Source organism: Ralstonia condita, from assembly GCF_958405655.1.
GTDB classification, from domain to species: Bacteria; Pseudomonadota; Gammaproteobacteria; order Burkholderiales; family Burkholderiaceae; genus Ralstonia; species Ralstonia condita.
This window is the reverse complement of sequence record NZ_CATYWO010000001.1, coordinates 407,540-419,481: the sequence shown is the minus strand read 5'-3', so window position 1 is coordinate 419,481 and position 11,942 is coordinate 407,540. Positions and strand designations below refer to the sequence as shown.

General features: G+C 64.8%; 9 protein-coding genes. 2 read left to right on the top strand and 7 right to left on the bottom strand.

Annotated features, from left to right (window positions below):
• Positions 1–5: 5 nt before the first annotated feature.
• From R2N03_RS01970 to apbC, 7 genes are all read right to left on the bottom strand, one after another.
• Positions 6–3,002 carry a formate dehydrogenase subunit alpha gene (locus R2N03_RS01970; protein ID WP_316654599.1) on the bottom strand — a complete coding sequence of 999 codons (2,997 nt, stop codon included), beginning with the start codon at positions 3,000–3,002 and terminating at the stop codon, positions 6–8.
• A 58-nt stretch (positions 3,003–3,060) separates the two neighbouring features.
• On the bottom strand, positions 3,061–3,312 hold the full coding sequence (locus R2N03_RS01965) for a twin-arginine translocation signal domain-containing protein (protein ID WP_316654597.1): 252 nt from the start codon (positions 3,310–3,312) through the stop codon (positions 3,061–3,063).
• Positions 3,313–3,546: 234 nt separating this feature from the next.
• Positions 3,547–4,218: a TorD/DmsD family molecular chaperone gene (locus R2N03_RS01960; protein WP_316654595.1), complete on the bottom strand. Its 672-nt coding sequence runs from the start codon at positions 4,216–4,218 to the stop codon at positions 3,547–3,549.
• Positions 4,219–4,238: 20 nt separating this feature from the next.
• Positions 4,239–6,398 carry a 4Fe-4S binding protein gene (locus R2N03_RS01955; protein WP_316654593.1) on the bottom strand — a complete coding sequence of 720 codons (2,160 nt, stop codon included), beginning with the start codon at positions 6,396–6,398 and terminating at the stop codon, positions 4,239–4,241.
• A gap of 82 nt (positions 6,399–6,480) precedes the next feature.
• Complete coding sequence (locus R2N03_RS01950; protein ID WP_316654591.1) at positions 6,481–7,035, bottom strand: DUF3306 domain-containing protein; 555 nt, start codon at positions 7,033–7,035, stop codon at positions 6,481–6,483.
• Positions 7,036–7,048: 13 nt separating this feature from the next.
• Positions 7,049–7,576 carry a DUF3305 domain-containing protein gene (locus R2N03_RS01945; RefSeq protein WP_316654588.1) on the bottom strand — a complete coding sequence of 176 codons (528 nt, stop codon included), beginning with the start codon at positions 7,574–7,576 and terminating at the stop codon, positions 7,049–7,051.
• A gap of 4 nt (positions 7,577–7,580) precedes the next feature.
• A complete protein-coding gene (gene apbC, locus R2N03_RS01940) occupies positions 7,581–8,669 on the bottom strand; it encodes an iron-sulfur cluster carrier protein ApbC (protein WP_316654585.1) in 1,089 nt (362 codons plus the stop codon).
• Between the two features lie 203 nt (positions 8,670–8,872).
• Between apbC and R2N03_RS01935 the strand changes: the two genes are divergently transcribed.
• Positions 8,873–9,502, top strand: a complete 630-nt coding sequence (locus tag R2N03_RS01935) for a YiaD family glycine zipper/OmpA-like lipoprotein (protein ID WP_316654582.1) — start codon at positions 8,873–8,875, stop codon at positions 9,500–9,502.
• A gap of 289 nt (positions 9,503–9,791) precedes the next feature.
• Positions 9,792–11,861, top strand: a complete 2,070-nt coding sequence (gene metG / locus R2N03_RS01930) for a methionine--tRNA ligase (protein WP_316654580.1) — start codon at positions 9,792–9,794, stop codon at positions 11,859–11,861.
• Positions 11,862–11,942: the final 81 nt, after the last annotated feature.

The window sequence follows — 11,942 nt, the reverse complement described above, 5'->3', positions numbered from 1 at the left end:
CCCCGTTATGCGAAACGCTCGATCTGGCAGACCGTCGTTTTCGTTTCCTGCATCATCGTCACCGAGTCATAACCGTAAGTGGTGGCTGTGTTGACGGCCTCACCACGCACGATCGGGTGGGCGCCCTCCGGGTAATAACCAAGCAGGTCCTTGCCTTGCCACCAGCCCGAGAAGTGGAATGGGATGAAGGCGTGGTCCACGCCCACACGCTCCGTTACCAGCGCGCGCACCTTGATCTGGGCGCCAGTCGGCGTCTTGACCCAGACGAAGTCGTTGTGGCGGATGCCCCGGTCGGCTGCCGCCTTCGGGTTGATCTCGACAAAGTTCTCCTGCTGCAACTCGGCAAGCCACGGGTTGGAGCGCGTCTCCTCGCCGCCACCCTCGTACTCGACCAGGCGGCCGGACGTCAGGATGATCGGGAATTTCTCGTAGACCTTGTTCTCGATATTGCGCTGCTGCACCGTCTTGTACAGCGTGGGCAGTCGCCAGAAGGTCTTCTTGTCGTCGTGCGTCGGATACTTCGCGACCATGTCGGGCCGCGTCGAATACAACGGTTCGCGATGCTGCGGAATGGCATCCGGGAAATTCCACACCACGGCGCGAGCCTTGGCATTGCCGAACGGATGGCAGCCATGCTTCATGGCCACGCGCTGGATGCCCCCGGACAAGTCGGTCTTCCAGTTCTTGCCTTCGGCTGCCTTCTTCTCGGCATCGGTCAGGTCGTCCCACCAGCCGAGCTTCTTCAGGAACACGTGATCGAACTCGGGGTAGCCGGTCGTCAGTTCGGAGCCCAGCGAGAACGAGCCGTCTTCGGCCAGCAGGTTGACGCCGTCGCGCTCAACGCCAAAGTTCGCGCGGAAGTTGCCGCCGCCGTCCATGACGTGCTTGCTGGTGTCGTACAGGTTGGGCGAGCCCGGGTGCTTGAGCTCCGGCGTGCCATAGCACGGCCACGGCAGACCGAAAAAGTCGCCGGTGAGGTCGTAGCCGGTTTCGGCATCCTTGCCGCCATTGCAGCGCAGCGTGCGCACATCAAACAGATGCATGTTGCGCATGTGAGCCTTCAGGCGTTCCGGCGATTGCCCCGTGTAGCCGATGGTCCAGTTGCCACGATTGATCTCGCGCAGGATCGATTCGATCTCGGGCTCGCGCCAGGTCATGCCAGCGCGCTTGTATTCGGTGATCTTGCAGTTCTTCGACAGCTCCTTGCCAAAGCCAAGGCGATCGGCAAACGCCTGCATGATCACGTGGTCGGGCTGCGACTCGAACAGCGGCTCGATGACCTTCTCGCGCCATTGCAGCGAGCGGTTCGATGCCGTGCACGAGCCTGACGTTTCGAACTGCGTGGCGGCCGGCAGCAGATAGACGGCACGGTTCGGATTCGGCGGCGTGCCGTCTGCCGAGGGCATGTTGGCCATCGCCGCCGTGGCAGAGGGGTACGGGTCGATCACGACCAGCAGATCAAGCTTGTCGAGCGCGCGCTTGATGTCCATCCCGCGCGTCTGCGAGTTGGGCGCGTGGCCCCAGTAAAAGACCGCGCGGACGTTGTTGTCCTGATCGATCAGATCGTTCTTTTCGAGCACCGCATCCGCCCAGCGCGACACGGTCGTGCCGGACTTCTCCATCATCGCCTGCGAGGCGAAGCGGCCCTTGATCCAGTCGTAATCCACGCCCCAGACCGAGGCAAAGTGCTTCCATGCACCCGTGGCCAGGCCGTAGTAGCCCGGCAGCGAATCGGGATTCGGACCCACGTCGGTCGCGCCCTGCACGTTGTCGTGGCCGCGGAAGATGTTGGCGCCGCCGCCCGACTTGCCGATGTTGCCCAAGGCCAGTTGCACGATGCACGAGGCGCGCACGATGGCGTTGCCGATGGTGTGCTGCGTCTGACCCATGCACCACACCAGCGTGCTCGGGCGGTTCATCGCCATCATCTCGGCGACCTTATGCACCTGTGCCTCGGGCACGCCGCACACTTCCTCGACCTTGTCCGGCGTCCATTTGGCGAGCACTTCCTCGCGCACCTTGTCCATACCGTAGACGCGGTCGTGGATGTATTGCTTGTCTTCCCAGCCGTTCTTGAAGATGTGATACAGCACACCGAACAGGAAGGCGATGTCCGTGCCCGAGCGGATGCGCACGTATTCATCGGACTTGGCGGCCGTGCGCGTGTAGCGCGGGTCGACGACGATGACCTTGCAGCCGGTTTCCTTGGCGTGCAGCAGATGCAGCATCGACACCGGATGCGCCTCGGCCGCGTTCGAGCCGATATACAGCGCGCACTTGGCGTTCTGCATGTCGTTGTACGAGTTCGTCATCGCGCCGTAGCCCCACGTGTTGGCCACGCCGGCCACGGTGGTGCTGTGGCAGATACGTGCCTGGTGGTCGCAATTGTTGGTGCCGAAGAACGACACCCACTTGCGCAGCAGGTACGACTGTTCGTTGCCGTGCTTGGACGAACCGACAAAGAAGAACGAGTCGGGCCCGGTCTCCTGGCGGATCGTCTGCATCTTGGCGACGATCTCGTTGAGCGCCTGCTCCCAGCTGATGCGCTGGTAGCGACCGTCGACGAGCTTCATCGGCGTCTTCAGGCGATATTCGCCATGGCCGTGCTCGCGCAACGCGGCGCCCTTGGCGCAGTGCGAGCCCATGTTGATCGGCGAATCGAATACCGGGTTCTGGCGTACCCAGACGCCGTTCTGCACCACGGCGTCCACCGAGCAGCCGACCGAGCAATGCGAGCACACCGTGCGGCGCACGACGATGTCGCCCTTGCCTTCGGCGGCCTGGGCGTCGCCCACGACCGACTTCTTGACGAGCGAGAGCTGCGTGGCCGCCAGCCCGGCTCCAACGCCGATGCCGGAGCGTTTGAGGAACGTGCGGCGGTCCATGGTCGGCAGTGCGCCGGCCAGGCTGCGCGCGAGACTGCCGGCGAGCGACGAGGCGCCTTGGCGGCGGGCCGGGGCGGCTTTGGCGTCCTCTACCGCCGGTTTGCGGGTCAGAAGCATGGGGTCACCTGAAGATGTGGTGTGAGCGACATGGCCGAGGCGCGCGGGGTGCGGCGCATCAGATCCATGTCGTCTTGTAGTACTTGCGGATGTGTTCGGTCAGCCGGTAGCCCGTGGCGGTATCGTCCACCGGTTCGGCCGGCGGCGTGACAGAAGCCATCGGCGTCTGCCCGAGATGGGTGGCGGTGGCGGCCGTGCCTGCAGCCGCGGCGGCAACCGCAGCCCCCATCAGGAAGCGGCGGCGAGTGGGCGTGGATTCAACGGAATCCGTCTCGGGGCGGGTGTGAGGGATGGTGTTCGGACTTGGCATTTCGATGCTCCCCGGCTCAATCAAACCGATGACCGAATGTAATAGGAATTCTTGAACACATTTTAGGTGCAACGGCACAGGAAGACCATGCCCAAGTCCCCTCAGTTCGGGATTTTCCTGACGATTTATCGATTGATTCTTACTATGAGTTCGATTTGAACCGGTTCGCCGTGACGCTGGCGTGGCGCGGCTCTTCGCTGGTCGCCTCAATTTCAGGCAATCGCCCGGCGTATCTCAGGCCAGTTCCAGCGCGAGGCGCTCCACGTCGAAAAACGCTTTCGCCAAAGCCGCCGCATCGGCGTAAAACGCTGCGCGCGGATGCTGCAGTACAGCATCGCAAGCCACATCGACCCACGGCGCCAGATGGCGCTGAAAGAACGCGCGCTGCTCCTGCACATGCGCGATGGCGACATCTTCACCGGCGATCAGGTAACGCATGACCTCGCACAGCGTGGCCAGATGGTCTTCGGTCTCGGTGATGCCCTCGGCGCGCTCCAGACCGTAGCGTCGCAGATCATCGCGCAGCACAACCAATGGCTTCTCGTTGAGGAAGCCCGCTTGGTAATACGACCCATACAGAAACACCTCAGGCTTGCCGACGCCGATGAACAGTTCGGTGTACTCGTCATCCGCCTGGCTGGCGGTGGTCTGGCCGGCGCGCGCCACGAGCCGGCGCCAGGCTTGCGTGAGCGCGCTGCTGGCGGCAGCCTCCGTGTCGGACGGGTCGGCATCGTCCTCGCCCGCGGGCTCCTGTTGTGCAACGGCGATGCGCTGCAACAAATCGGCGTCCGGCGCGCGGAAGAACAGCGTTGCGAGCAACCCGTACAGGTCGGCCCGGGCGAGATCCTCGGCGCTATCGGCGGGCGTGGCGGCGAGCTGGAATTGCAGGGGCTGGGCGTCGGTCATGGAATATGAGGGTTGGGTCTTCAGTGGGTGGCGCCCGGGCGTTCACCGCGTTCCATCATGTCGATCACGCGGCAGTCGCCGCACATCTTCAGGCGCTCGGCTGCTGCGCCGGAGAACGCCGGATGCGCGCCCAGCTTGGCTAGCATGGTCGTCACCATCTGCGCGGTGCCAAACGGCTTGCCGCAGCGGATGCAGTGGAACGGCTGGGTCTCGTTGAGCATCACGGCCTGGCGCGCCGCAGCCGACAGGTTCAGGCGCGGGACGAGCGCGATGGCCTCTTCCGGGCACGTCGTCTCGCACAGGCCACACTGCACGCAGTTGCGCTCGATCATGGCCAGCACAGGGCGGTCGGGCTGGTCACGCAGCGCCTGCGACGGGCAGGCACCGACGCAAGCCATGCACAGCGTGCAGCGCTCGCGGTCGACGCTGATGGCCCCCAAGGGAGCACCCGCCGGCAGCGGAATGACGGTGTCAATGGCCTGCGCGTGTCGCGCCAGATGGTCCAACGCGAAATCGAGTGTCTCCCGCTTGGCGGCGGCGACGGCAAAGGCTGCCGCAGGCATGTCCCGGCGGAACCCACGCAGCGGGCCGGCCACTTCAACGGCATTCAGGCGTGCGTCGAGCGCCGCCACATCCGCCACATCGACAAGCACCACACCAACCGCATCCGACGGCTCACCCAGCCCTTGCAGTACGGCTTGCGCCACGGCGACCTGCTCGGCGAGCATCGCGCGATACTGCGGCGCGTCATCCTCGGTCAGCAGGATGGCGATGCGCGCGGCGCCATACGCGAGCGCCGACAGCCAGAGCTCCAGCCCAGTCGACGCCGCATGGAACACTTCCACCGGCAGCATGTTCACCGGAACGCCCCGCGCCTCCCCGATGCGGGCGGCACGGCCCAGTTGCTCGATCAGCGCGCGACCCCGCTCGCCGTTGTGCAGCAGGACCACCGCATCGCGCCCGCCTGCCGACGCATACGTCGACAGCAATGTCTTCAGCTTGCGCCCCTGGTACGGCGCACTCGGATAGGCGTAGGTGATCGCACCGGTCGGGCAGGCCGTCGTACAGGCGCCGCAGCCCACGCAAAGGTTGGGCGTGACGTGCACACTTCCGCGCCCGTCCTTCCATTGCGACGAAATGGCCGAGGCTGAGCACACCTGCACGCACGCGTCGCAGCCCACCTGGCCGTTGCGCCCGTGCGCACAGATCGATTCCTTGTACTGGAAGAACTTGGGCTTTTCAAACTCGCCCACCCGCTGCAGCAGCGCCAGCGAAGCCGCCAGCTGCCGGCCCGCGTCCGCGCCGGCGTGGAAGTAGCCCTGCGGCGGCTGGTGCTGGGCGAAGGCCGGAGTGTCGTTCAGGTCGAAGACGAGGTCGAACTGGCCGGATAGTGCCTGCGGCGCGTTGACGCGCCCAAAGTCGATCGCCATGGCTTCACCGCAGGCCTTCACGCAGTCGCGGTGATCACGGCAGCGATCGAGATCGATCTGATAGAGCGCGTCGATTGCATTTTCGGGGCACGCGTCAATGCAAGCGTTGCAATGCGTACAGCGATCCAGGTCGATCGGATTGCCGCTGCGCCACTGAACCTCGAACGCGCCAAGCCAGCCCTTTACCGCGGTGAGTTCGCCGGCATGGATCGGCCAGCGGCGCTCCATCGGCGGGGCCAGCGGACCGGCGGCGCGGTCGCGGCCCGTGGCGAGCACCGTCACGCCCAGTTGATCGGCCAGGCGCTCGGCCCACGGCAGTGCCCGCTCAGCGGGGCCGACGATCAGTACGTTGCCGGCGGACCGATACTCCACCACCGGCACCGGATCGGGCGCAGGCAGCCCCGCCACGGCGAGCAGCGCCGCCGTCTTGGCGTGGAAGCCGCGCACATCGCGTTTCGCCTGTGCCGACCACCCACCGGTCTCGCGCACGTTGACGAAATGGATCGGTGCCGTCACACCTTCATGCTGCGCGGCCACTTCGACAAACAGCGCTTTCTCCTGCGTGCAGGCGACGACGACGTCCTCGGTGCCGTCGAGTGCCTGCGTGAAGGCGCCGATCTCCCGGCGGCACAGCAGATGGTGCGTCTGGCCGGGTATGTCGACGGGCGCGCCTGATGTGCGCAAGGCATCGCTCAGCACATCGGCGTCGAGCGGCATGGTGCGATTACAACTGCAAACCAGGGTCGGCATGAATTTTTGCGTGAGCGCCCGCGTTGGTCACGCAGGCTGTAGGGACATGGTCACCCGTCTCTGTCCGGGCAATCCTCTTTTTTTATTCTACGGACGGCGGCTCGGGCTCGCCATGCGGGCTTGCCTGGGCGCGTTCTTGTGGCTCGGGGGGATCAGGCGGCGCGTCGGCTGCCACGGCGGGCACTTCGTCCCGCCTGGCGTCGCCGACTGCTGGCGCAGCGGTGTCATCATCCACGGGGTCGAAGAGCCGCAGCTCCGCCGTATGGCGCAGCTCGCGCAGCATGTCGAGCGGGATGGGATCTGGCTGCGAGTAATCGTCGATGTACGTATCCAGCCCGTCCATGACGTTGAAGTGCGGATCGGCGAAGAGCTTCTTGAGCGCCGCGCGCTTGACCGTCTCGTCCACCCCGCGAGCGACGAACGCGGAGAAGTCGTCAGCCGGTGTCAGCTTGGCGGCATCTTCCAGGGTGAGCGGCGGCGCCTCGGGCACGGGCTCGGCCTGCGGTGCGACTTGCGCAGGCGCGGGCGCAGCCGCCGTCACAGCCTCGGCAGACGGAACCACCTCCGGTTCGGGGTCGCCGCGCCGCTCGGCTGCCTTGCGGCGCGACCAGCGTGACAGGAAGGATTCGTCGCTCAAAACACAGCCTCGCTCAGTATTTCGCGCGATCTTCCGGCGACAGGAATGACTCGGGCCGGCGCCGCTTCTTCGGCTCGGGCCGGTAATTCTCGGCGACGTACGCCTGCAGCCATTCCAGCGCCGCAGGATCGAGCGGCACGTTCTCGACCGTTTCGCCCCCGTCGAGCCAGCGGCCGGCCTCGTTGTAGCTGAGCGACACGGTATGCGGGATCGCCCGGCCCTCATCGGCCGTGCCCGCCTCCCCCAGCCGCCACAGCACAAACCAGCATGGAGCCGCGGATGTCGCGTTCAGGTAATACCCCTCGGCTTCATCGCGGAACAGCGTGACGGTGAAGCCAGGTGTCAGCCAGCGCTCCTCGCCCGCCTCATCCTGTGAGCGATCGAGGCACCGGGGCGCGTCACCGTACTCGCCCAGGTCCGGCACCACGGCTTCCAGCCGCCACTGAAACGGCTGCCAGCGATTGGCCGTCGGACGACGACACAGTACGACGGCCACGCGCACGAAAGGACGATCGGCAGGCAGGGGCGGCGTGGTTTCCATGGCGTCAGGTGTTCTGCACGACGATCGACGGGAACTTGCTCGTCATGTCCTTCGCTTTATCGGCTACGGCAATGGCGACGCGGCGTGCGATCTGCTTGTAGACACCGGCAATCGCGCCGTCGGGATCGGCCACCACGGTCGGCCGGCCCGAATCGGCCTGCTCACGGATGGAGAGATTCAGCGGCAGGCTGCCCAGGAACGGCACGCCATACTGTGCACACATTTTCTCGCCGCCCCCCGAGCCGAAGATATGTTCGGTATGGCCGCAGTTCGGGCAGCAGTACACCGCCATGTTCTCCACCACGCCGATGATGGGAATGCCCACCTTCTCGAACATCTTCAGGCCCTTCTTGGCGTCGAGCAGCGCAATGTCCTGCGGCGTGGTGACGATCACCGCGCCCGTCACCGGAACCTTCTGCGACAGCGTGAGCTGGATATCGCCCGTGCCTGGCGGCATGTCGACGATGAGGTAATCCAGGTCACGCCAGTTGGTCTGCTTGAGCAACTGTTCCAGCGCAGACGTGACCATCGGGCCGCGCCACACCATCGGATTGTCCTGCTCGATCAGGAAGCCGATCGAGTTGGCCTGCAGGCCATGGCCTTCCATCGGCTCCATGGTCTTGCCATCCGCCGACTCGGGCTGGCCCTGGATGCCCAGCATCATGGGCTGGCTGGGGCCGTAGATGTCGGCATCGAGGATACCGACATTGGCACCCTCGGCGGACAGCGCCAGTGCCAGGTTGACCGCCGTGGTGGACTTGCCCACGCCGCCCTTGCCCGACGCCACCGCGATGATGTTCTTCACATTGGGGAGCAGGTGGACGCCGCGCTGCACGGCGTGCGCCACGATCTTCATCGACACCTGCACGCTCACATTGTCGACGCCCGGTACCTGGCGCAGCGCGCCGATCACCAGCTTGCGAATCATGTCGAACTGGCTCTTGGCCGGGTAGCCAAGCTCCACGTCGAGCGACACCTCGCCGCCATCGACCCGGATGTTGCGCACCGACTTGGACGACACCAGGTCGCGTTCGGTATTGGGATCCACCACGCCGCGCAGGGCTTCGGTGATCTGTTCGATGGTTACGCTCAACGTTTGCTCCACAAATCTGATACGAGTAGGGGACAGCCGGAGGGGGCGCCGCGTGAACTTTGCAATGCACTCGCCACTCTACGTGCTGATTTGCTATTGTATTTTGCCGGCGGGACATTCGCCCGATTCCCCCAAAAACCCTCGGCCCGTCGGTGATCGGCAAACCCAACAAGAACCGAACCCCGTTACTCCTAGGAGAAATCATGAAAGCCAAGCTTATTTCCGTTTCGCTGGTCGCCTTGCTGGCGGCCGGCTGCGCCACCGAGCAGCAGAACCAGACCGCCGTCGGCACGGGCGTGGGCGCGGCCGTGGGCGCTGGCATCGGCGCGCTGGTCGGCAACGGCCGCGGGGCGGCCATCGGCGGCGCGCTGGGCGCGGCAACCGGCGCTGCCGTCGGCTACAACTGGGGCGCCATCAAATCCAAGCTGGCCGGCGACACGGCCGGCACGGGCACGCAAATTTCCGAGCAGCCCGATGGTTCGCTCAAGCTGAACATTCCGAGCCAGGTGTCGTTCGACACCGACAGCGCTGTGATCAAGCCGTCGTTCCGCGGGCCGCTGGATAGCGTGGCACAAACGCTCACGCAGCATCCGGAACTCGCTGCCAACGTGGTCGGCCACACCGACAGCACGGGCAACCCGAACTACAACATGACGCTGTCGCAGAGGCGCGCGCAGAGCGTGGCGGCTTACCTGACGGACCGCGGCGTCGCTCGTAACCGCCTGAGCGCGGAGGGACGTGGCCAGACGCAGCCGGTTGCCGACAATGCCACCGAGGCTGGCCGCGCACAAAACCGTCGCGTCGAAATTTATTTGAAACCAATCCAGGGATGACCCGGTCATAGAAAACGGGTGCCGCTTGCCATGCGTTGCTGGCTCGCGATGTGTGGCTGACCTCCCGGGTGGTACCTGATTTCTCCTCCTTTTCCGTTGTGGAAAGCTGCGCCGGCATTGACCGGCGCTTTTTTTTGCCACGCAAGCTGCGGCGTCGTGCCGCAGCGGACCAGCCCGATCCTTCCCCGAGCGCGTGTGACCGGCTCGACGCCGCCGGGCGCGCTAAAATACGCGTTTCCTCGCGCGCCGCACCTTGTCAGCGGCCCGCCCGCACCTTTCCGGCTTGCCCATGTCCGAACGTCGCATTCTCGTCACTTCCGCCCTGCCCTACGCCAACGGGCCGATCCATATCGGCCACCTGGTCGAGTACATCCAGACCGACATCTGGGTGCGCTTCCAGCGCATGCGCGGGCACGAAACCTACTACGTAGGCGCCGACGACACCCACGGCACGCCCGTCATGCTGCGGGCCGAGAAAGAAGGCCTCACGCCGCGGCAGCTCATCGAACGCGTCTGGACGGAACACAAGCGCGACTTCGACAACTTCCTCGTCTCGTTCGACAACTACTACAGCACCGACTCCGATGAAAACAAGGAGCTGTGCCAGAGCGTCTACCTCAAGCTCAAGGAAGCCGGCCTGATCGACGTGCGCGAGGTCGAGCAGTTCTACGACCCGGTCAAGGAGATGTTCCTGCCGGACCGCTTCATCAAGGGCGAATGCCCGAAGTGCGGCGCGAAAGACCAGTACGGCGATTCCTGCGAAGTCTGCGGCGCGACGTACCAGCCGACCGACCTGAAGAATCCGTATTCCGTGGTGTCCGGCGCGACGCCGGTGCGCAAGTCGTCGGAACACTACTTCTTCAAGCTGTCTGACCCGCGATGCGAGAATTTCCTGCGCGACTGGGTGGCCGACCTGGCCCAGCCGGAAGCCACCAACAAGATGCGCGAGTGGCTCGGCGACGAAGGCGAGGCCAAGCTCTCGGACTGGGACATCTCGCGCGACGCGCCGTACTTCGGCTTCGAGATTCCCGGCGCGCCGGGCAAGTACTTCTATGTGTGGCTCGATGCGCCGGTCGGCTACTACGCCAGCTTCAAGAACCTGTGCGCCAAGCGCGGCCTTGATTTCGACGCGTGGATCAACGAACACTCGACCACCGAGCAGTACCACTTCATCGGCAAGGACATCCTGTATTTCCACACGCTGTTCTGGCCGGCGATGCTGAAGTTCTCGGGTCACCGCACGCCGACCAACGTGTTCGCCCACGGCTTCCTGACCGTGGACGGCGCCAAGATGAGCAAGTCGCGCGGCACGTTCATCACGGCACAGAGCTACATCGACACCGGCCTGAACCCGGAATGGCTGCGCTACTACTTCGCCGCCAAGCTGAACGCGACGATGGAAGACCTGGACCTGAACCTGGACGATTTCATCGCCCGCGTGAACAGCGATTTGGTGGGCAAGTTCGTCAACATCGCCAGCCGCTCGGCGGGCTTCCTGGTCAAGCGCTTCGAAGGCCGCGTGAGCGACGCCGCACTGGGCCACCCGCTGATGGTGCAGCTGCGCGAAGCCGCCCCGCAAATCGCCGATCTGTACGAAAAACGCGAGTACAGCAAGGCGCTGCGCGCCGTGATGGAGCTGGCCGACGCCGTCAACGCCTTCGTCGACACAGAAAAGCCGTGGGACCTGGCCAAAGACGAAGCCAACCGCGAAAAACTGCATGCCGCGTGCTCGGTCGCGCTGGAAGCGTTCCGCCTGCTGGCCGTGTACCTCAAGCCGATTCTGCCGACCACGGTCGAGCGCATTGAGGCGTTCCTCAACGTTGAGCCGCTGACGTGGCGCTCGATCGATTCACAGTTGTCGTCGGCCAAGCCGATTCAGCCGTACTCGCATCTGATGACGCGCGTCGACAAGAAGCAGGTGGATGCGCTGGTGGAGGCCAATCGCCAGTCGCTGCAGGCCACCGCAGAAGCACCGGTTGCTGCCGCCAACGGTGTTGCCGCGATCGAGCCGATGGCCGAGACCATCACCATCGACGACTTCGCCAAGATCGACCTGCGTGTGGCCAAGATCGTCGCCTGCCAGCGCGTGGAAGGATCAAACAAGCTGCTGCAGCTGACGCTGGATGTAGGCGAAGGACAGACGCGGAACGTGTTTTCGGGCATCCAGTCGGCATATGCGCCGGAAGATCTCGTGGGCAAACTGACCGTGATGGTGGCCAACCTCGCACCGCGCAAGATGAAGTTTGGGATGTCGGAGGGGATGGTGTTGGCGGCTTCGGCGGCTGATGAGAAGACTCAGCCTGGGCTTTATATTCTTGAGCCGCATGCTGGGGCGGTGCCGGGGATGCGGGTGCGTTGATCTGGTTTGATGGGGAGTCGGGCTTGGTGGTCCACTCCCCTTTCAGTCCCGGCAGGGGATGAAACCGGGGATGCACCACAA